This is a genomic window from Streptomyces sp. NBC_01520, assembly GCF_045040375.1.
Classification (GTDB): Bacteria; Actinomycetota; Actinomycetes; order Streptomycetales; family Streptomycetaceae; genus Streptomyces.
On the sequence record NZ_CP109404.1, the window covers coordinates 2,277,927 to 2,298,570 of the forward strand.

Consider the following 20,644-nt stretch of genomic DNA (forward strand, 5'->3'; position numbering starts at 1 on the left):
CGCGGAAGGCGTACGCCGGGACCGTCCGGCGTACGCCTTCTCGGGCCGGGGTGCGCGGTCAGTGCACCCCGGCCTCCTGCTTGCCGTGCACCTCAGCCGCGGTCGCACCCGCCCCCGCCACCACCCGTGAGGTTCCCGGGGTCCGGTCGAGGAAGCCGGCCGTGACCGCCACCGCGAGGCCGGCGACCGCCAGGACCGCGCCGACCAGGGCCGGTGACGTCCAGCCCCAGCCCGCCGCGATGGCCACGCCACCGAGCCAGGCGCCGCCGGCGTTGGCCAGGTTGAAAGCGGAGTGGTTGGAGGCCGAGGCGAGGGTGGGGGCGTCCTTGGCCTTGTTCATCACGAGCATCTGCAGGGGCGTGGTGGTCATGAATCCGATCCCGCCGAGCAGGACCACCATCACGAGTGCCGCCCACTGCACGTGCACGGTGAACGGGAAGACCACGAGGACGACGGCCAGCGCGGCCAGCGACCCGTAGAGCGTGGGGCGCAGCGCGCGGTCCGTCAGCGGTCCGGCCGCCAGGGCGCCCAGGGTCATCCCGATGCCGAACAGTGCCAGGACGAGTGTCACCGAGGACTCACCGAAGCCCATGGCCTCGGTCGTCATGGCGGAAAGGTACGAGTAGACGGCGAAGACACCCGCGAAGCCGAGCACCGCGGTGAGCAGCCCGAGCAGCACCTGCCGGTTGCCGAGCGCCCGCATCTCACGTCGTACGTTCTGGTGCGCCTCGGTCGGCATCTGCGGTACGAGCCGGGCGAGCGCGGCCATGGCGGCGACCCCGATCACCGAGACGACGACGAACGTGGCGCGCCAGCCGAGGTGCTGGCCGAGCAGGGTGGCCGCGGGTACGCCGACGATGTTGGCGACGGTCAGTCCGAGGAACATGGTCGCGACGGCGCGGGCCTGCCGACCGTCCGGGACCAGCCGGGCGGCGACGACCGCGCCGACCCCGAAGAACGCCCCGTGCGGCAGCCCGGCCAGGAAGCGGCCCGCGAGCAGCCAGCCGAAGTCGGGGGCGAACGCCGAGGCGAGGTTGCCGACGGTGAAGAGTGCCATCAGCAGGAGGAGCATCCGCTTGCGCGGCACCCGTGAGCCGAGGGCGGTGAGCAGCGGGGCGCCGAGGACGACGCCGATCGCGTAGGCGGAGACGAGGTAGCCGGCGGTCGGCACGGACGTTCCCAGGTCGTCCGCGACGTTGGGCAGCAGGCCCATCATCACGAACTCGGTGGTGCCGATGCCGAAGGCGCTCACAGCGAGGGCGAGCAGGGCCAGGGGCATGGAGGTGACCTTTCGGGCAGGCGCGCGGCCCGGCCTGTGGAGCCGGGTGGCGGGAGGTGGGGGGAGCGTCGGCTTCGTTGCCGGTCCGGACTATGTATTCGTCCGGAACAAAGTGTCGCAGACGATTTATGCCCGGAGGTGAACACTCCGTTGCGCCCAGATGTGGCCCGCACCTGCTCCGGCGGCGCGAGGATGCCGGGATCGCTGGTCAGAACGGATTCGGTGGTACGCCGGAGCCGGGCAGGAAGGCGGTCACCCGGTCTGCCCGGTGGCGAAGATCACGGGTGGCCGCGACGCGCAGGGCGGCGAGGAGGGCCCGGAAGGCCGGGGCGGGGCAGGGTGGCCGTGGTCGGCGAGGGCCCGCGACCCACCCGGCCACCGGTCACGCCTCCGTACCCGCCGCCTCAACCCCCGTACGCCGCCGCGTACGGCCGGACCGGAGCTCTCGCACCGACAGCACCCAAGTCCCGGCGAGGGCCAGGCACATCAGCAGGGCGCTCGTCCAGACCGGGGCGCGGAAGCCGAGGCCTGTGCCGAGGACCAGGCCGCCGAGCCAAGGGCCCAGCGCGGCGCCCACGTTGAAGGCGGCCGTGGCGAAGGAGCCGGCCAGGGTCGGCGCGTCGGGCGCCAGGTGGAAGACCCGGGTGATCAGGACCGTCCCCGTGCCGAAGGCGAGCGCGCCCTGGACCAGGACCAGGACGAGCGCGGCCACCGGGTTCCCGGCGGTCAGCGCGAGGGCCGCCCAGCCGACGGCCAGCCCGGTCATGCCGACCGCCACGACGGCTCCGGGCCTGGAGTCGGCGATCCGGCCGGCCAGGGTGACGCCCGCGAACGACCCCAGGCCGAAGAGCGCGAGGACGGCGGGCACCCAGCCGGCGCCGAAACCGGTGACCCGGGTGACGAGCGGTTCGAGGTAGGAGAACGTGCAGAAGGTCGCCCCCTGCACGAGGGCCATCACCAGCAGCGTCAGCAGCGGCCGGGGGCGGGCCAGGGCGCGCAGTTCGCCGCGGGCGCTCACCCGCCGCACGCCGTCGGGGCGCCCGCCCGGAATCGTCCGCAGGAGTGCGAGGACCGCCGGTGCGGAGACGAGGGCCACGGCCCAGAACGCCGCGCGCCAGCCCCACAGTTCGCCGAGCGCCGCCCCGGCCGGCACCCCGACCACGCAGGCGACGGTCACCCCGCCGACGACCACGGCGGTGGCCCGCGCCCGCAGGTGCGGTTCGGCCATGGCCATCGCGGTGACCAGTGCCACCGCCCAGAAACCGGCGTTGGCCAGCGCCCCCGCCACCCGGGTCGCGAGCAGCACCCCGTAGCCGGGGGTCAGCGCACCCACCACATGGGCGGCGACGAAGACACCGAGGAAGAACAGCAGCGCCCGGCGCCGGGGCCAGGTGCGGCCCGCGAGGGCGGTGAGCGGCGCGCCGATCACCATCCCGACGGCGAAGGCCGAGGTCAGCAGGCCGGCCGCGGCCAGTGAGACATCGAGGTCGGCGGCGATGCCCGAGAGCAGGCCGGACAGCATGAACTCCGATGTGCCCTGGGCGAAGACGGCCAGCCCGAGCACGTAGACAGCGAATGGCATGGGAAGGAGACCCCTTGTACGGAACCGTCGGAGGAACGAGCGGTGTGCGCGGGGGTATGCGGGCCGCGCCCGTCCGTGCGCGCGGAAGCGCGGGGACGGCGACACGGAGGAATGCCCGGTGTGCTCACGGACTTGACGATCGGCCCACACCGCCGCGTGATCCGGCGGTGGTCGACGACACGACAGGGGAGGGCTCGGTGACCGCCGGGGTCAGAGGCCTTCGGCGCTGCGGGTCGGCCACCGGCGGACCGGTGGCCGAAGTCTGTCGGACTCGGGGCTGGACATGGAGGAGAGCGTACCGCGCGGGAGCGGGCCGCAGGTCTGTTACCCGGCGTACGGGTTGACGAGGGAGTGGGGACGTCGTGCGGTCGCCAGCACGTCCTGCGGGAAGCGGGGACCTGCCACGTAGTGACGGCCCCGGGTCTGGCCCACGGCGGTCAGCAGTCCACTCCTGGTGAGGAACTGCAGATCCCGCGTCGCCTGCTGGGTGTTGAGGGCCTCCGCCTTCTCGTAACGGGTTCGCCGGACACGCCCCACCATCGCGACCTCGTGCAGTGCGGTCACCTGCCGTTCCGTCACACCCTGGCTGTCGGCTGCTTCCAGAAGCTGGATCCAGCAGTTGTTGGACCGGTCGACGCGGTGCTGAACACGCTGGGCCTGCTGATGATGGGCGAGCAGGTTGAAGGCGATCCAGGGTTGCGTGTCGCGCTGCGGCGACCAGACGGGACCGCCCACCTCCCGGAGCACCTTGTAGTACTCCCAGGTGTTGCCAGGCATCCCCAGCCATTCCTCGATCGACGAGAACTCGGGCGCCAGCACCCCACCACGGGCGAGCAGGAGTGTCTGCAGCGAACGGGACATCCGGCCGTTCCCGTCCGACCAGGGGTGGATCTTCACCAGGTTCAGATGGGCCATCGCCGCCCGGACGAGGAAATGGCTGTCGAGGTCGCCCGCGTTGAGCCAGTCGACCAGTTCACCCGTGAGACCGGGGAGAAGCTCCCGATCGGGTCCCTCGTAGTCCGTGGCCAGCTCGTCACCCGGAGCCGTGATGCGAATGGCCGTCCTGCGCCACTGTCCCGCCGTTCTCTGCGGGTGGTGGTGGCCCTGCAGCATCCAGTGGAGGGCGTTGAGGAGTTCCTTGCTGTACCGGAAGTCGGCAACGTCGTACAGGGACTGGATGTACGTCATCGCCTGCTGGTACGCGAGCGTCTCAGCCTTGTCCGCCTCGTCCGCGTCGACCTCCCGCTCACCGTCCATCAGGTCGGCGACGTCCTTGGCATCGACCTGATAGCCCTCGATGGTGTTCGAGGCGGCGATGGCCCCGGCGGTCAGCGCCTTACGAAGGTCCAGCTGCCACTTCAGGGGCACTTGCTGCACCGCGTGGCGAAGCTTCTCGTGCATGGCGTCCACCTGGTCCAGGACGCGCTGGTCGACGGACGGGAGTACGGGCACCTGGTAGAGCGGCATGACTCAATGATACCCACTACCTATCATTGCGCCCCGGTCGTTCGGAGTTGGATGCGGGCCGCGATCGGGAGGTGGTCGCTGTCCGTCGCCGGGAGGGTCCAGGAGGAGAGGGGTTCGACGCCCCGGACCATGATCTGGTCGATCCGCGCCATCGGGAACGACGCCGGCCAGCTGAAGCCGAAGCCGTCGCCCGCCGCGCCCTGGGTGGACCGCATCTGGGCCGTGACCGCCTTCAGGGACCGGTCGTTCATCGTGCCGTTCAGGTCGCCGAGCAGCGCCACCCGGTCGAGCCGCTCGTCGGCGATCGCCTCGCCCAGGGCGTCGGCGCTCTTGTCCCGCTGGTTGGCGGTGAAGCCCGCGTGGAGCTTGACCCGTACGGAGGGGAGGTGGGCGACGTACACCGCGATCGAGCCGTCCGGTGTGGTGACCGTGGCGCGCATCGCACGGGTCCAGCCCAGCTTGATGTCGACGGGGCGGGAGCCGGTCAGCGGGTACTTGCTCCACAGGCCGACGGTGCCCTGCACCGAGTGGTGCGGGTAGCGGGCGGCGAGGGCCTTCTCGTACGTGGCCACCTGACCGTCGGGCAGTTCCTGGAGGGCCACCACGTCCGCGCCGGAGCCCGCGACCTGCTGGGCGGTGCCCGTGGGGTCGGGGTTGCCCGCGTTGACGTTGTGCGTGGCGACGGTGAGGTTGCCGCCGGTGTCCGACTTGTCGGCGAACAGCAGGCCGCCGAAGACGTTCAGCCAGACGATGACCGGCAGGAGCAGGGCGATCAGCGCGGTCGCCGAACGCCGGACGAGGCCGAGGATCAGCAGCGGCGCCACGAGCAGGCCGAACCAGGGCAGGAAGGTCTCGATGAGGCTGCCGGTGTTGCCGATGGCGTTGGGGATCTCCGCGTGGAAGACCATCACCAGGGTGAGCAGGACCGAGCAGATCGCGAGGAGGATGCCGCGCCGCCAGATGCCCCGGTCCGTGGTCAGTCTGTGCCGCAGGGCCTGGAGGCGGGATCCGCGTCCGAGCGGGCCTCGGTCGGCGTTCTCCGTGTCCGCCCTGTACGCCTGCACCATCGCGCTTGTCCTCACTGCCTTGCCGTACACATCGCCGCGCCCCACGACCCTAGGCGATGAACGGCGGTATTCCTGCCGTCGGCGACGGCCGTACTGGCATCAGGACGACGGAAGTGGTGTCACGGGTTCCGGTCGGCGGGACGGTTGTGGGCGCTTGTTACGGAACTCTCATGCGCGGGCGGACGTCGGGGTCTCCGCGGTGACCTGCGGTTTCGGTGCGAGGCCCTGGAGCAGGACCCTGATGACACGGTCCACGAGGTCGTCGGGCAGGGCGGACTCGGGGCGGTGGACGGTACGTACGAGCATCGGGCCGATGAACATGTCGTCCATCAGCTCCACGTCCAGGTCGTCACGGAGCTCGCCCGCGTCCACCGCGCGTCGGACGGCGGCCAGCATCGCCACGCGGCGCGGTGCGATGACGGTGCCCTGGTATTCGGCCCACAGCTTGGGGTGGCTCTTCATCTGCGCGAACACGTTGTGCAGGAGGACGGAGGAACGCTGGGCGAGGCCGCGGGTCCGCATGGACTCCAGCAGGAGGCGCAGGTCGGCGAGGCCGGCGGTGCCGGAGACGGTGGGGTCGCCGGGCTCGATGTCGCGCAGGACGTCGACGAAGAGCTCCTCCTTACCGCTCCAGCGGCGGTAGATGGTGGCCTTGCCGACGCCCGCGGTGCGGGCGATGCGCTCGATGGACAGGCCGGCCAGGGGTTCCCCGGACTCCAGCAGTTCCACGACGGCGTCAAGGATCGCCCGCTCGGCGGCGGCGCTGCGGGGGCGGCCGCGGCGGGGCTCGTGATCGCTCTCGGCCTGGTCCTGGGGCTGGTCCTGTGCCGCCTGCACGTGGGTCCTTTCGCTGTGCGGGTTGCGAGTTGCAGGGCGCTTGCGGTTCACCGTTCGCCGTCCGTTCCGATTCTCGCCGACCTGCGGGGGCGGGGCGACCGCCGGGCGGGGCGGGGGTGGGGCCGGGTCAGTCCGGCGTGACGCCTCGTCCCCGAACGCCGGACGGGCTCGGTTTGCCTGCCCCGGCGCGGGCCCACCCGTCCTGCCCTGACACAGACCCGCCGGGCCCGTCCGGCGTGACGCCTCGTCCCCGAACGCCGGACGGGCCTGGTTTGCCTGCCCCGGCGCGGGCCCACCCGTCCTCGAACGCCGGGCGGGCCTGCATTGCCTGTCCCCGAGCGCCGGACGGGTTCGGGTGGGCCTGCCCTGACACAGGTCACCTGGGCTCGTCCGGCAGGGTTCGGCCGGCTACGGGTGTCCGGTGCCTCCGGTCAGGGTCTTGCCGGGAGCCGGTGCCGGGGTGGTGGGCGGGGGTTCCTCGGCGGGCAGGTGGGTGGACCTGCCCGGGAGGAACAGGCCGACCACCAGGGCGCCGATCAGGGCGACCGCCGCAGAGCCCAGGGCCGTGACGTGCATCGCCGAGATGAACGCGTCGTTCGCCGCGGCGATCAGTGGCCGGCCCGCCGGGCCCATTCCGGCCGCGACACCGAGGGTCGCCTCGATCGACTCGCCCGCGACGTCCCGCGCCGCGGCCGGGACGCCGGCGAGGTGGCCCTCGATGTCACCCCGGTAGACCGTGGACAGCACCGAGCCGAGCACGGCGATGCCGAGCGCCCCGCCGACCTGGCGGAACGTGTTGTTGATGGCCGAACCCGAGCCCGCCCGTTCGCGGGGCAGTGCCTGCATCACGGCGACGGTGACCGGCGGCATGATGTGCGCCATACCGGTGCCCTGGACGAAGAAGACCACGCACATCACCCAGACGGGCGTGTCCGTGCCGAAGAGCGCGAAGGCCGCCAGGCCGCCCGCGACCAGCAGCATGCCGACGGTGCAGACCGCACGCGCGCCGAACCGGTCGACGACCAGCCGGGCGCGCGGCGCGAAGATCATCTGCGCGGCGGCGAGCGGCAGGATGAGCAGCCCGGACTGCAGGGCGCTGTAGCCGCGCACGCTCTGGAGGTAGAAGGCGGAGAAGAAGGTGACGCCCATCAGCGCGAAGAAGACCAGCGCGATGGCGGCGACCGCGGCGGAGAAGGCCGGCTTCCGGAAGTACGAGATGTCGATCGAAGGGTGGCTGCTGCGCTTCTGGTGCAGCACGAAGACCGTCAGCACGAGCAGCCCGCCGAGCAGCGGCGCGAGCACGGTGAGGTCGGTGAAGTCGGCGAGTTCGCCGCCGCGGATGATGCCGTACACCAGCAGGACCAGGCCGACGATGGACAGCACGACGCCCGGCGGGTCGATCCGGCCGGGGTTCGGGTCCCGGGAGTCTGGTACGAGGACGGCCATGGCGATCAGCGCGACGATCACCACGGGGACGTTGACGAGGAAGATCGAGCCCCACCAGAAGTGCTCCAGGAGCAGGCCGCCCGTGATCGGGCCGATGGCGATGCCGAGACCGACACTGCCGGCCCAGATGCCGATGGCCTTGGGCTGCTCGTCACGTTCGAAGACGTTCATCAGGACCGCGAGCGTGGCCGGCATCACGAACGCCGCGCCGAAGCCCATCAGGGCGCGCCAGGTGATGAGTTCGCCGGGCGTGGTGGAGAGCGCGGCGAGGCCGGAGCCGATGCCGAAGACCAGGATCCCGGCCAGGAGGACCTTCTTGCGGCCGATGCGGTCGCCGAGCAGACCGGCAGTGAAGAGCAGTCCGGCGAAGACGAGCGTGTAGGAGTTGATCGCCCACTCGAGCTCGCTCTGGGTGGCGCCGATGCCGGTCGGCGCGGGGCCGGCGATCGTCTTGACCGCGACGTTCAGGATGGAGTTGTCCAGCACGACGATGAGCAGGCTGAACATGAGGACGGTGAGGATGACCCAGCGGCGGCGGTGGACCGCTTCCGGGACACGGGACTCGGCGGCAGGGGCGCCGGACGGTATGGACATGGGGACGACCCTAACCTGATTTCGATACGAGACCGTCTCGTATTGGAAAGTCTTTACCCGCCGGTGGGGCCCACTTCCCGGGAACGGTTCCGGGATGCCACCATGGAAGGGATCCGGGGACGCCGTCAGGGCGCCTCGAGATGACGAAGGAGCAGTACGCCATGTCTGTTCAGGCTGCGCAGAATCAGGCCGCCACGCCCTCCGCAGGTCCCTCCCCCGCCGCCGGCAAGGCGTTGTACGGGGGAAAGAGCACCCGTCGCATCACGGTCAACGACATCGCCGCCGCCACCGAGCGCGGGGAGAAGTGGCCCATGCTCACCGCCTACGACGCGATGACCGCGTCCGTGTTCGACGAGGCCGGCATCCCGGTCATGCTCGTCGGTGACTCGATGGGCAACTGTCACCTCGGCTACGAGACCACCGTGCCCGTCACGATGGACGAGATGGCCATGCTCTCCGCCGCCGTCGTGCGGGGCACCACGCGCGCCCTCATCGTCGCCGACCTGCCGTTCGGCGCGTACCAGGAGAGCCCGGTCCAGGCCCTGCGCAACGCCACCCGGCTGATCAAGGACTCCGGTGTCGGCGCGGTCAAGCTGGAGGGCGGCGAGCGGTCCCACGAGCAGATCCGGCTGCTGGTCGAGGCCGGCATCCCGGTCATGGGACACATCGGCCTGACCCCGCAGTCCGTCAACACCATGGGCTACCGGGTGCAGGGCCGCGGCGAGGAGGCGGCGCAGCAGCTGCTGCGCGACGCGAAGGCGGTGCAGGACGCGGGTGCGTTCGCCGTCGTCCTGGAGCTGGTGCCGGCCGAGCTGGCCGCCGAGGTGACCCGCACCCTGCACATCCCGACCATCGGGATCGGCGCCGGTCCTGACACGGACGCCCAGGTCCTGGTCTGGACGGACATGGCCGGACTGACCGGCGGCAAGGTGCCCCGCTTCACCAAGCAGTACGCGAACCTGCGCCAGGTGCTCGGGGACGCCGCGAAGGAGTTCGCCGACGAGGTCGTCGGCGGATCGTTCCCGCAGGCGGAGCACACCTTCCACTGACGCCCCACTGACCACTGCCGCACCACCGACAGCCCGCCGACTTCCCCCATCGGCGGGCTGTCGCCCTTCGGCCGGGCGACTGTCAGCGACATGTCGGTGACTTGTCGGTGACTTGTCGGTGACTTGTCGGTGGGCGCTGGTGTCATGGTGGACATGACGCGAAACGACAAGAACCCCAGGAGCGGCAAGAACGCCGTCGAGGTACGGGGGCTGGTCAAGCACTACGGCTCGACCAAGGCGCTGGACGGCGTGGACCTCGATGTGCGCGAAGGCACCGTTCTCGGTGTGCTCGGGCCCAACGGCGCCGGCAAGACCACACTCGTACGCTGCCTTTCCACCCTGGTCGTCCCGGACGCCGGCCACGCCGTCGTCGCCGGCTTCGACGTGGTGAAGCAGCCCCGGCAGCTGCGCCGCACCATCGGGCTGACCGGGCAGTACGCCTCGGTCGACGAGAAGCTGTCCGGCTGGGAGAACCTCTACATGATCGGGCGGCTGCTCGATCTGCCGCGGAAGACCGCGCGGGCCCGCGCCGACGAGCTGCTGGAGCGGTTCTCGCTCACCGAGGCGGCCAAGCGGCCCGCGATGGACTACTCCGGCGGTATGCGGCGCCGGCTCGACCTGGCCGCCTCGATGATCGGCAGCCCGTCGGTCCTCTATCTGGACGAGCCGACGACCGGACTCGACCCCCGTACCCGCAACGAGGTCTGGGACGAGGTGCAGCGCATGGTCGCGGAGGGGGCGACCGTGCTGCTCACCACCCAGTACATGGAAGAGGCCGAGCAGCTCGCCAACGAGCTCACCGTCATCGACAAGGGCAGGATCATCGCCAGCGGCGGGGTCGACGAGCTCAAGGCGAAGGTCGGCGGCCGCACCCTGCAGATCCGGCCCTCGGACCCGGCGCAGCTGGCCGCCATGGCACAGGCGCTCAGGGAGGCCGGGCTCGACGGGATCGCCGGTGCGCAGGCCGTCCCGGACGAGGGGCTGCTGTATGTGCCGATCCTCAGCGACGAGCAGCTGACCGCCGTCATCGGGCTCCTCGGCACCCGGGGCTTCTCCCTCGCCCATGTCGCCACCGCCCTGCCCAGCCTGGACGAGGTGTTCCTCGCCGTCACGGGCGAGAAGTCCACCCACCCGACCGACACGATTCCCCAGGAGGTCGCGGCATGAGCACGGCGACACTGACGCCCACGCCCACCGGCCCCGCACCGGTGAAGACGCTCTCCGACGAGGGCCGGATCGGGCTGCGCGCCAATCTGCGGCACATCGGCGCGCTGGCGCGGCGCAATCTGCTCCAGATCAAGAAGGATCCGGAGTCGATGTTCGACGTCCTCCTGATGCCGATCGTCTTCACCCTGCTCTTCGTGTACGTCTTCGGCGGGTCCGTCGGCGGGAGCATGGGCGGCGGCCGGCAGGAGTACCTCGACTACCTGGTCCCCGGCCTGATGGCGATGATGGGGATGAACATCGCGTCGGCGGTCGGCACCGGTGTCAACGACGACTTCCGCAAGGGCGTCATGGACCGGTTCCGTACGATGCCGATCGCCCGCTCCTCCGTCCTCGTCGCGAAGATCGTGGTCGAGCTCGGCCGGATGATGATCGCCACCCTCATCCTGCTCGGCATGGGTTTCGCGCTCGGTATGGAGCTGGGCACCTCGGTGACCGGACTGCTCGCGGCCGTCGCGCTCACGGCGGTGTTCGCCGCCGCGATCATGTGGATCTTCATCCTGCTCGGGCTCGCCATGAAGACGGCCCAGGCGGTTCAGGGAGTGGGGTTCCTGGTGCTGATGCCGCTGCAGTTCGGTTCGTCCATCTTCGCGCCGACCCAGACGATGCCGGGCTGGCTCCAGACGTTCACCGACGTCAACCCGCTGTCCAACCTGGCTGACGCGGTGCGCGGCCTGATGATGGGCGGACCGGTCGCCCACTCGGTGTGGGTGACCCTCGCCTGGGCCGTGGGCATCACCGTGCTGGCGGGCCCGCTCGCGGTCAGCAGGTTCCGCAGGCGGACCTGATCACGGGGCGGTGTCCACCTCCCGCGCGTACGCGTCCGTCAGGGCGGTGGCCTCGTCGAGTGTGAGGCCGCCGCCCTCGGCGTACGCGGCGTCGAAGGCGGCGTCGTCCGGCAGGCCCGCGCGGGCGATCTCCTCCGCGCGGGCCCGGTTCTGCCGCTCCGTCACCGTGGGTACGTGACCGTCCGGGAGCAGTGCCTCGTGCAGACCGAGCAGCCGCGCGGCGTCCCTGCTCCGCCGCTCGCCGCCGAGCCCGCCCAGCGACCAGGCGACGACGACGAGGTGCAGAGAGGGCATGTGGGGCGCCACAAGCTGCGACATCGGTCCCTGGGACCGCTCCAGCGCGCGGAAGGCCCGGTCCAGGCTCTTTGCGTACTGCCCGTCGATGTTGTCCAGCCAGGCCTGCAGACCCAGCACGAACCCCTCGAATATCGCCACGGTCTCCGATCCGAACTCCTCGCGCAGGAATTCGAGCTGCTCACGCGCCTCGGCCGTACGGCCTGTCCGGCCCAGATACATGGCGAGGTAGAGCCGGGCGGCGGGCCTTGCCTCGTGCCCGGCCTGCCGGCCCGCGGCCAGCACCTCGCGCAGGATGGGCTCCCCCTCCTCGCCCCGGCCCGTCTCGCAGAGGGCGGAGGCGTATCTGGCGCGCAGCAGCGCGACCTGGGACTGGGCGCCGAGCTGCTCGGCATAGGTGACCGCGGTACGGAAGTCCTCGGCCGCCGCCGCGCTCCGACCGGTGCGCTCGTTGGCCTCGCCCCGGGAGGAGAGCGCCTCGGCTGCGCCCCAGACGTCGCCGACGCGTACGAAGATGTCCAGGCTCTCGTCCGCGTCCTGTCGTGCCCCGCCCGCCCAGTCGGGGCGGTTGGCCAGGACGTTGGCCCGCATCTGCAGGGCGGCGGCGAGCTCCCACTCGTAGCCGAGTTCCCGGCAGGTGCGGACCGTCTCGTCGACCAGTTCGCGCAGTCGGTCGGGATCCCCGGTGAACAGGACGGCGAACAGCCAGAGCGATCCCGGCATCCGGCAGGTCTGCGGCTGGCCGGCCCGGTAGGTGCGGGCGATCGCCTTCAGCCGCACCACACCCTCCTCGGTGGTCCACTCGTCGGTCGAGTGGTCCATGTTGGCCAGCTGGATCAGCCGCACACCGCGCCGGGCCTCCTGGAGCTGCTCGGGCTCCATCGGCGGCGGCCTGTCGGTGCACCGTTCCAGCAGGGAGGGGGCCGGTTCGACGGGCTCGGCGAACGGGTCGGGGCTGAGCTCCGCCGCCGCGTCGGCCCAGTACCTGGCGTCGGACCGCAGATCGCGCATCTGCCAGTACCAGCCGAGGGAGAGGACGAGGCAGAGGAGCTCGTGCTCGTCCCGGGCGGCCTCGGCCCGGCGCAGGGCGGTGCGCAGGTTCTCGTACTCGCGCTGGAACAGGGCGAGGGCGTCCTGCTGGCCCGCGCCGCGGAGCAGTGGGTCGGTGAGGCGGGCGAGCTCCCGGTGGTGGACGAGGTGGCGCCGCTCGACGGCGGCCCGCTCGCCGGCCTCGTCGAGCCGGTCCGAGGCGTATTCGGCGACGGTCTCCAGGAGCCGGTACCGCATGCCGTCGTCGCTGTCCGGGGCCGCGACGACGAGGGACTTGTCGACCAGGGAGCCGAGGAGCCCCGCGATGTCGCGGGCGTCGACGCCCCCGACGGAGCAGACCTCCTCGGCCGCGGTCAGCGCACACCCGCCGGCGAACACCGACAGCCGCCGGAGCACCGCGCGTTCGGCCGTGTCGAGGAGGTCCCAGGACCAGTCGACGACGGCCCGCAGGGTCTGCTGGCGCGGCAGCACCGTACGGCTCCCGCTGGTGAGCAGGCGGAAACGGTCGTCGAGGCGGTCGGCGATCTGGCGTGGACCGAGCATCCGCAGCCGGGCCGCCGCCAGTTCGATGGCGAGCGGCAGACCGTCCAGGCGGCGGCAGATCTCCGCGCAGGCCGCCGCGGTCTCCTTGTCGGCGTCGACCCGGAACCCGGGCCTGGCTGCGGCGCCGCGGTCGGCGAGCAGGCGCAGGGCCATGGGGTCGGGCAACGGGTCCACGGGGTGCAGCAACTCGCCCGGGACACCGAGGGGTTCACGGCTCGTCGCGAGGACGGAGAGACCGGGGCAGTGGGCGAGGAGGTGGTCGGAGAGTTCCGCCGCCGCCTCGATCACGTGCTCGCAGTTGTCGAGCAGCAGGAGCATGCGGCGCCCGGAGCAGTGTTCGGTGAGCTGGACGACGGCGCTCCGGGCGCGGTCGGAGCCCCGCTCCGCCGCGCGTTCGACGGCGCGGATCTCCTCGGCGCCCGCACCCCGCAGCACGGTCTCCCGGGCACCGATCGCGCTCAGTACGGCTTCGGCGACGGCGCCCGGGTCGTCGACGGGGGCGAGTTCCACGAACCAGACCCCGTCGGGCCAGGAGGCGGCGACCGTCTCGGCGGCCTCCTGGGACAGCCTGGTCTTTCCGGCGCCGCCGGGGCCGAGCAGGGTGACCAGCCGGGCCCGGGTCAGGTCCTCGCGCAGTCCGGCGATGTCCGTCTCCCGCCCGACGAAGCTGGTGAGCCTGGCCCGCAGGTTGCCCTGCCGGACGCGGTCGGGTGCCGGGTCCGGGCGGGGCGGGTCCTGGTGCAGCAGTTCCTCGTAGAGCCTGCGCAGCTCGGGCCCGGGTGCGGTACCGAGGCGGTCGGCGAGTACCGTCCGCGCGTCCTCGTACGCCGCAAGGGCCTGCGCGGGGCGCCCGGCGGCCTGCAGCGCCCTGATCCGGAGGGCCTGCAGGGGTTCGTCGATCGGGTGGTCGGCGCAGAGCGCGGTGAGTTCGGGCAGGGCGTCGTCGGCGCGGCCCAGGGCCAGGGCGGCGGTGATCCGGGTGCGGCGTGCGTCCAGGCGCCGGGCCTCCCAGCGGGCCGCGGCCACCGCGCGGTCGGGCAGATCGACGAGGGCGGGCCCGCGCCACAGGGCGAGTGCCTCGTCGAGAACGGTCAGCGCCCGCGCGGCGTCGCCGTCCTCCAGGGCCTGTGCCCCCTCCCCCGCGAGCCGCTCGAAACGGTGCAGGTCCACGGCGTCCGGGCCGACGGCGAGCCGGTAACCGTTCTCCACGGAGTCGACGGCGTCCCGGCCGAGCGCCCGCCGGAGCCGGCCCACGAGTGCCTGCAGCGCGCCGGACGCGTCGGCGGGCGGATCACCGTCCCAGACCTCGTCCACGAGCACCCCGGCGGGGACGGTACGCCCGGGGCGCAGGGCGAGCACGGTGAGCAGGGCGCGCAGCCGCGCCCCGCCGAGGGCTGCGGCCGTGCCGTCGTCGCGGAGTGCGCGGGTGGTACCGAGGATGCCGTAGTGCACGCGCCCATTGTCCGTGACGGCCGCGCGGTTCGTGGAACTACCACCCGGCCACGAGACGTTCTCGCCGTGTCACCCGTAGTGTTCGGGCTCGCCGTCCGTCGTCCAGCCACCAGGAGTTCCGCCGATGACCACCGCAATCCGCAGGGGCGACCGGCGGGTCAGTCCGATCTTCCTCGGGATCGTCGCCGTCATGGCCGTCTCCGGCTGGGCGGTGTGGACGGACTTCGCGGAGCAGACCGGCTTCGCGGTCTTCCTGTTCGTCACGGCGGCCTGGATCGTCTCGCTCTGCCTCCACGAGTACGCGCACGCGCGCACGGCGCTGCACAGCGGGGACATCTCGATCGGGGCGAAGGGCTATCTCACCCTGAACCCCCTGAAGTACACGCACGCGCTGCTGAGCATCGTGCTGCCCGTGCTGTTCGTGATCATGGGCGGCATCGGCCTGCCGGGCGGTGCGGTCTACATCGAGCGGGGCCGGATCACCGGCCGCTGGAAGCACAGCCTGATCTCGGCGGCCGGCCCCCTGACGAACGTCCTGTTCGCGGTCGTGTGCACGGCGCCGTTCTGGCTGGACGCGCTGGACGGAGTCCCGCTCTCCTTCCGCCTGGCGCTGGCCTTCCTCGCGCTGCTCCAGGTGACGGCCGCGATCCTGAACTTCCTGCCGGTCCCGGGGCTCGACGGCTACGGGGTGATCGAGCCCTGGCTGTCGTACAGGGTCCGGCGCCAGGTGGAGCCGTTCGCGCCGTTCGGGCTGATCGCGGTCTTCGGCCTGCTGTGGATCCCGGAGGTGAACGGGGTCTTCTTCGACGCGGTCGACGCGCTGCTGCGGGGGCTGGGCGTCAGTGAGATCGAGACGTACTGCGGGCTCGACACGTACCGCTTCTGGCAGGAGTGGTTCGGCGACCAGGACCCGGGCTGCGCGGTGCCGCGGGGGGCGTGAGCGGTCAGCTCGCGGCTGCCGCTTGCGCCTTGTGCTTGCGGAAGTAGAACCACGTCATGTTCGAGGAGAGACCGACGATCAGCACCCAGACGATCCCGAGGACGATGCTGCCCTGGACGAAGGAGACCACGGCGGCGGCGACGGCGAGGACGCAGACGGCGAGGGCGTAGAGAGCGAGGCGGGGCATGAGGGCTGGTGCTCCTGTCCGGGGATGGTGCGCGGTCCCCTCCAGTGTCCCTCATGCCCGATTCGGCTCCGGGCACGGGCTCACACGTCGGTGGTGCGCAGCCCCGCGTGTGCCTTGTAGCGGCGGTTGACCGAGATCAGGTTGGCGACGAGCGACTCGACCTGGTGGGCGTTGCGCAGCCGGCCCGCGAAGACGCCCCGCATCCCGGGGACACGGCCCGCGAGTGCCTGCACGATGTCGGTGTCGGCGCGTGCCTCGCCCAGCACCATGACGTCGGTGTCGATCTCGTCGATCGTCCCGTCCTGGAGCAGCACCGCCGAGAGGTGGTGGAAGGCGGCCGTGACCCGGGAGTCCGGGAGCAGTGCGGCGGCCTGCTCCGCGGCGCTGCCCTCCTCGGGCTTCAGCGCGTAGGCGCCCTTCTTGTCGAAGCCGAGCGGGTTGACGCAGTCGACGACGAGCTTCCCGGCGAGTTCCTCGCGCAGGGACTCCAGCGTCTTGGCGTGTCCGTCCCACGGCACCGCGACGATCACGACGTCGCTGCGGCGCGCGCACTCCGCGTTGTCCGCGCCCTCGACGCCGAGGCCCAGCTCGGCGGCGGCGGCCTCGGCCCGGTCGGCGGCGCGGGAGCCGATGACGACCTTCTGCCCGGCGCGGGCGAAGCGGTAGGCGAGACCGCGGCCCTGGGGGCCGGTGCCGCCGAGTACGCCGATGGTCAGCCCGGACACGTCGGGGAGGTCCCAGGGGTCCCGGGCGGGGGGCTTGGCCGCGTTGCCGCTGTCATTCGTAGTCATGGCGCCGACCCTACTGCGAGGTAGGGAGGGGCACCCTGCCCCTGCGCCGCTCTGCGACATCCGTCACGGCGACGAGGGCGATCCCGGCGAGCACCGCCACGGGGCCCGCCAGGATCCTCAGCCGCAACCCGTCGTCGGCGAAGACCCCGGTCAGCAGGAAGGCGGCTGACGTCACTGCGCTCGCCCAGAGGATCAGGCCGCCGGCACCGCGTGCCCTGATCATGCGCGGTGTGGCACGGCGGCGCAGCCATGCGGGGGCCCAGCCGCGCAGGAACGCGCAGGACAGCGGCAGGACGAGCAGGGTCCAGCCGGTCATCCAGGCCCAGGCGAAGGTGTCTGCGGAGGTCATGGCGTCATCGTGACAGTTCCGGCAGGGAGTGGCAGTGCTCGGCCCCGGCAGTTCCCGTCCGGATGGACTGCCGCGTTCCGGCAGTCCCGGAAGGGAAGTTGGGGGCATGATGCGGGGTCATGGATGCTGTGCGTGTCGCGTTGCTGCGTGAGGTGCTGGCCGGGACCGAGTGGCCCGCGGCGGCCCGCCGGTTCGCCCGGACCCTGCGGTCGTCGGTCGTGCCGCAGGGTGGCGGACTGCTCCTGGTGGGGACCGAGGTGTACGAGCCGTGGCACATGGCTGCGCACCTCGTGGACGAGTCCACCTGGTCCGGGCTGCCGCAGCTGCGCCCCACGCTCGTACGCCACCGGGTCGATCCGGCCGATCCCGTGCACCTGGCCGTGGGCCTGGGCCGGATCGAGGCGGCCGGGCGGGGCGAGACGCTGCTTGTGGTGGCGCCGGAGCGGCCGGACGGCGGCCTGCTGGAGCGGGTGCACGACGCGCGCCGGGCGGGCGCGACGGTGCTGACCCTGGACGGGGGCGACGCGGAGGTGCGGGGGCTCGCCCATGAGGCACTGACGGTGGCCGCGGGGGACGAGGTGGACCTGGACACCGTGCAGCACCTGGTCAGCGCGGCGGCGGGGGAGAACGGTACGCCCGCTCCACGCGGGCGCCGCACGTTCCGGGACCGGCTGTCCCGGCTGGCGGACCAGCTGACGGCACCGCCGCCCGCCCGTTGGTGACGGAGCCCGGGCGGGCGGCGAGGCGTGCGTCCCGGGCGCCGGACCTTTCAAGGTGTCGGATCCTTCAGGCGCCTGGCCCTTCAGGCGCCTGGCCCTTCAGGCGCCTGGCCCTTCAGGCGCCTGGCCCTTCAGGCGCCTGGCCCTTCGGGTGTCAGCCCCTTTCGGGCGGCGGCCCCGGCCCTCAGGCCTGGGGCGTCCCGTCCGTGCGGTCGTGCCACTTCGGGTCGTTCTCCCATTCGAGGTTCCGCTCACGCGCCGTGTCCATCGCGTGCTGCGCCTCCTCGCGGGAGGTGTACGGACCGAAGCGGTCCTTCGCCGGGCACTCGGGACCTTCCTCGACCTTCTTGTGCTCCAGGCAGTAGTACCATTCGCCCGGTTTGCCGACCGTGCGCTTCTTGAACAGGGCCATCGTCGGATCCTTTCCTCGCTGCCATGCTGCCCCCAGGCACGCTGGTTAGACTCGCTGGCATGTCTGGCCAGTCGCTTCTCGTACCAGGGGAGATCACTCCCGTCCGTTCCGTTCCGGGAAACATCCGGCGCCCCGAGTACGTGGGCAAGCCCGCCCCCACGCCGTACACCGGGCCGGAGATCCAGGACTCCGACACCGTGGAGCGCATGCGGATCGCCGGCCGAATCGCCGCGCAGGCGATGGAGGAGGCCGCGAAGCACATCGCCCCTGGCGTCACCACCGACGAACTCGACCGGGTAGCCCACGACTTCATGGTCGACCATGGCGCCTACCCGTCGACCCTCGGCTACCGCGGCTTCCCGAAGTCGCTCTGTTCGTCGCTCAACGAGGTCATCTGCCACGGCATCCCGGACTCCACGGTGCTGCGGGACGGCGACATCGTGAACCTCGACGTCACCGCGTACATCAACGGCGTGCACGGGGACAACAACGCCACCTACCTCTGCGGCGACGTCGACGAGGAGTCGCGGCTGCTCGTGGAGCGCACCCGGGAGTCGCTGAACCGTGCGATCAAGGCCGTCCGGCCGGGCCGGCAGATCAACGTGATCGGGCGGGTCATCGAGTCCTACGCGAAGCGGTTCGGGTACGGCGTGGTGCGGGACTTCACCGGCCACGGCATCAATTCCTCGTTCCACTCCGGTCTCATCGTCCCGCACTACGACAGCCCGCACGCGACGACCGTGATGCAGCCCGGCATGACGTTCACCATCGAGCCGATGCTGACGCTCGGCACCCACGAGTACGACCTGTGGGACGACGGCTGGACCGTGGTGACGAAGGACCGCAGGCGGACCGCCCAGTTCGAGCACACACTGGTGGTCACCGAGACCGGGGCGGACATCCTGACCCTCCCCTGACACCGGCCCCGGTCCGGGCACGGACTTTTACCGACAGCCAGTCGGGAACATATTGACTTAGGTAAACCTAAGCAGGAGGATCGGTGCATCGGCGCGCGCCGGCGCACACAGCTGCCGCTGCCGACATTTACGCATCTGTCCGGACTTCCTGTCCCCCTCGGCCCCCGGAGGCCCGCCTTGGACGCCAGCGCCACCGCCACGCCCGCCCCTTTCTCCACCCTCATCCGCACCGCCTCGCACGAGCAGCACACGGAGGCGGAGTCCTCGACCTTCATGAGCGACATGCTCGGCGGGCGGCTCGGGGTGGACGCGTACACGCGGTACACCGAGCAGCTGTGGTTCGTCTACCGGGCGCTGGAGGACGGCGCGGAGGCCCTGCGCGAGGACCCGGTCGCGGGTCCGTTCATCCGGCCGGAGCTGATGCGCAGCACCGAGCTGGAGCGCGATCTGGCGCATCTGCGGGGCGACGGGTGGCAGGACGGTCTGGAGCCGCTGCCGGCCACCGCCGCGTACGCCGAGCGGGTCGCCGAGTGCGCCCGTGACTGGCCGGCGGGTTACATAGCGCACCACTACACCCGTTACCTCGGGGACCTCTCCGGCGGCCAGATCATCCGTGGCACCGCGGAGAAGACCTGGGGCTTCGCCCGCAAGGGCGACGGGGTGCGGTTCTACGTGTTCGAGGAGATCTCCAACCCGGCCGCGTTCAAGCGGGAGTACCGGGAGCTGCTGGACGCGGTGAACGCCGACGACCTGGAGAAGCAGCGCATCATCGACGAGTGCAAGCGCGCCTTCGCGCTGAACACGGCCGTCTTCCGTGAGCTCGGCGAGGTCTTCCCGCTCAGCGCGTGAACCCCGGCGAGGTCTTTCCCTCCGGCGCGTGAACCCCCGTGCGCCGGCCGGTCGTTCAGGTACCGGCCGGCGTACGGTCGTCGCCCGTCAGCCCGTGGCCGCCGCGAGGACCCGGCCCCCGAAGCCCTTGGCTGCCAACAGGACGCGGCCCCCGACCTCCACCGTGCCGTCCGGCGCGGGTGCGGTGAGGATCTGGGAGCCGCGTCCTTGTGTGATGTTGAGGGCGCGGCCGAGCTCGACACTCAGCAGCATGGCCGCCGCGCCCGTCGCCTCGTCCTCGTCGACCCCGTCGTCCCTCCGCGGGAAGGCCCGCGCCCGTACGCGTCCGGCCGCCTCGTCCTCCCAGGCCCAGACGTAGAGCCAGCCCTCGCCGGGCGGCGGCCCCGTCAGCGCCTCGACCTCGGCGGCCGACGCGTACCGCTCCAGTGTCCTGGGCGGCGCCCACTCCGGGCGGGCCGTGATCCAGGTGAACTCGCCGTCCTGGCGGGCGAACACGTCCCCAACGGTCAGTTCCAGGATCTCCAGGTCGAGCAGCCAGGCCGCGCCGACGAGCGGATGCCCGGCGAACGGCAGCCGCAGACCGGGCGTGCGGATGTCGACGGTCCCGCGCTCCGGGTCGTCCACGAACACCGTCTCGCTGAAGCCGAGTTTCCGGGCGAGCGCCTGCCGGGACTCGTTGTCGGGGTACCTGCGCCCGTCGCGTACGACGCCGAGCGCGTTGCCGTGCCGGCCGTCCGGGCCGCAGAACACACGCAGTACGTCGATGCCGTCGGGTACGTCGAAGTCGTTCACGTGGGCATTCAAGCAC

General features: G+C 71.7%; 19 protein-coding genes. 7 read left to right on the forward strand and 12 right to left on the reverse strand.

Features of this window, described 5'->3' with window-relative positions:
* Positions 1 to 58: 58 nt before the first annotated feature.
* The 6 genes from OG524_RS10345 to OG524_RS10370 all read right to left on the reverse strand — a co-directional run bounded on the left by OG524_RS10345 (position 59) and on the right by OG524_RS10370 (position 8,272).
* Complete coding sequence (locus OG524_RS10345; protein WP_405809929.1) at positions 59 to 1,279, reverse strand: MFS transporter; 1,221 nt, start codon at positions 1,277 to 1,279, stop codon at positions 59 to 61.
* 382 nt (positions 1,280 to 1,661) lie between these two features.
* Complete coding sequence (locus OG524_RS10350; RefSeq protein WP_405391228.1) at positions 1,662 to 2,861, reverse strand: Cmx/CmrA family chloramphenicol efflux MFS transporter; 1,200 nt, start codon at positions 2,859 to 2,861, stop codon at positions 1,662 to 1,664.
* A gap of 324 nt (positions 2,862 to 3,185) precedes the next feature.
* The gene (locus tag OG524_RS10355; protein ID WP_405809931.1) at positions 3,186 to 4,328 is read right to left on the reverse strand and encodes a Fic family protein; all 1,143 of its coding nucleotides are present in this window, start codon (positions 4,326 to 4,328) and stop codon (positions 3,186 to 3,188) included.
* Between the two features lie 23 nt (positions 4,329 to 4,351).
* Complete coding sequence (locus OG524_RS10360; protein WP_405809933.1) at positions 4,352 to 5,395, reverse strand: endonuclease/exonuclease/phosphatase family protein; 1,044 nt, start codon at positions 5,393 to 5,395, stop codon at positions 4,352 to 4,354.
* Positions 5,396 to 5,563: 168 nt separating this feature from the next.
* Entirely contained in the window at positions 5,564 to 6,232 is a 669-nt protein-coding gene (locus OG524_RS10365; RefSeq protein WP_405391225.1) for a TetR/AcrR family transcriptional regulator, read from the reverse strand.
* Between the two features lie 408 nt (positions 6,233 to 6,640).
* The gene (locus tag OG524_RS10370) at positions 6,641 to 8,272 is read right to left on the reverse strand and encodes an MFS transporter (protein ID WP_405809936.1); all 1,632 of its coding nucleotides are present in this window, start codon (positions 8,270 to 8,272) and stop codon (positions 6,641 to 6,643) included.
* Between the two features lie 161 nt (positions 8,273 to 8,433).
* On the opposite strand from OG524_RS10370, the gene panB reads away from it, so the two are divergent.
* From panB to OG524_RS10385, 3 genes are all read left to right on the forward strand, one after another.
* Positions 8,434 to 9,321, forward strand: a complete 888-nt coding sequence (gene panB / locus OG524_RS10375) for a 3-methyl-2-oxobutanoate hydroxymethyltransferase (RefSeq protein WP_405391223.1) — start codon at positions 8,434 to 8,436, stop codon at positions 9,319 to 9,321.
* 144 nt (positions 9,322 to 9,465) lie between these two features.
* Positions 9,466 to 10,488: an ATP-binding cassette domain-containing protein gene (locus tag OG524_RS10380; RefSeq protein ID WP_405391222.1), complete on the forward strand. Its 1,023-nt coding sequence runs from the start codon at positions 9,466 to 9,468 to the stop codon at positions 10,486 to 10,488.
* The gene (locus OG524_RS10385; protein ID WP_405391221.1) at positions 10,485 to 11,333 is read left to right on the forward strand and encodes an ABC transporter permease; all 849 of its coding nucleotides are present in this window, start codon (positions 10,485 to 10,487) and stop codon (positions 11,331 to 11,333) included. The genes OG524_RS10380 and OG524_RS10385 overlap by 4 nt, the downstream gene beginning before the upstream one ends.
* Here OG524_RS10385 and OG524_RS10390 read toward each other — a convergent pair whose 3' ends face one another.
* On the reverse strand, positions 11,334 to 14,672 hold the full coding sequence (locus tag OG524_RS10390) for a BTAD domain-containing putative transcriptional regulator (protein ID WP_405809939.1): 3,339 nt from the start codon (positions 14,670 to 14,672) through the stop codon (positions 11,334 to 11,336).
* A 124-nt stretch (positions 14,673 to 14,796) separates the two neighbouring features.
* Between OG524_RS10390 and OG524_RS10395 the strand changes: the two genes are divergently transcribed.
* Positions 14,797 to 15,612, forward strand: coding sequence for a site-2 protease family protein (locus tag OG524_RS10395; RefSeq protein ID WP_405391219.1), 816 nt, complete (start codon positions 14,797 to 14,799; stop codon positions 15,610 to 15,612).
* A gap of 4 nt (positions 15,613 to 15,616) precedes the next feature.
* Here the strand turns inward: OG524_RS10395 and OG524_RS10400 are convergent, their stop codons facing one another.
* From OG524_RS10400 to OG524_RS10410, 3 genes are all read right to left on the reverse strand, one after another.
* Positions 15,617 to 15,799 carry a hypothetical protein gene (locus OG524_RS10400; RefSeq protein ID WP_405391218.1) on the reverse strand — a complete coding sequence of 61 codons (183 nt, stop codon included), beginning with the start codon at positions 15,797 to 15,799 and terminating at the stop codon, positions 15,617 to 15,619.
* 80 nt (positions 15,800 to 15,879) lie between these two features.
* Positions 15,880 to 16,590, reverse strand: coding sequence for an NADPH-dependent F420 reductase (gene npdG, locus OG524_RS10405; protein ID WP_405391217.1), 711 nt, complete (start codon positions 16,588 to 16,590; stop codon positions 15,880 to 15,882).
* A 10-nt stretch (positions 16,591 to 16,600) separates the two neighbouring features.
* Positions 16,601 to 16,939 (reverse strand): hypothetical protein, encoded by a 339-nt coding sequence (locus OG524_RS10410; protein ID WP_405809942.1) that lies wholly within the window; start codon positions 16,937 to 16,939, stop codon positions 16,601 to 16,603.
* Between the two features lie 119 nt (positions 16,940 to 17,058).
* On the opposite strand from OG524_RS10410, the gene OG524_RS10415 reads away from it, so the two are divergent.
* Complete coding sequence (locus OG524_RS10415; RefSeq protein WP_405391215.1) at positions 17,059 to 17,661, forward strand: hypothetical protein; 603 nt, start codon at positions 17,059 to 17,061, stop codon at positions 17,659 to 17,661.
* Positions 17,662 to 17,842: 181 nt separating this feature from the next.
* Here OG524_RS10415 and OG524_RS10420 read toward each other — a convergent pair whose 3' ends face one another.
* On the reverse strand, positions 17,843 to 18,070 hold the full coding sequence (locus OG524_RS10420; RefSeq protein ID WP_405391214.1) for a hypothetical protein: 228 nt from the start codon (positions 18,068 to 18,070) through the stop codon (positions 17,843 to 17,845).
* A gap of 59 nt (positions 18,071 to 18,129) precedes the next feature.
* On the opposite strand from OG524_RS10420, the gene map reads away from it, so the two are divergent.
* The gene (gene map, locus OG524_RS10425; protein WP_405391213.1) at positions 18,130 to 18,987 is read left to right on the forward strand and encodes a type I methionyl aminopeptidase; all 858 of its coding nucleotides are present in this window, start codon (positions 18,130 to 18,132) and stop codon (positions 18,985 to 18,987) included.
* A 177-nt stretch (positions 18,988 to 19,164) separates the two neighbouring features.
* On the forward strand, positions 19,165 to 19,836 hold the full coding sequence (locus OG524_RS10430; protein WP_405391212.1) for a heme oxygenase (biliverdin-producing): 672 nt from the start codon (positions 19,165 to 19,167) through the stop codon (positions 19,834 to 19,836).
* A gap of 87 nt (positions 19,837 to 19,923) precedes the next feature.
* On the opposite strand, the gene OG524_RS10435 is transcribed toward OG524_RS10430, so the two are convergent.
* A complete protein-coding gene (locus OG524_RS10435; RefSeq protein WP_405391211.1) occupies positions 19,924 to 20,628 on the reverse strand; it encodes a PhzF family phenazine biosynthesis protein in 705 nt (234 codons plus the stop codon).
* Positions 20,629 to 20,644: the final 16 nt, after the last annotated feature.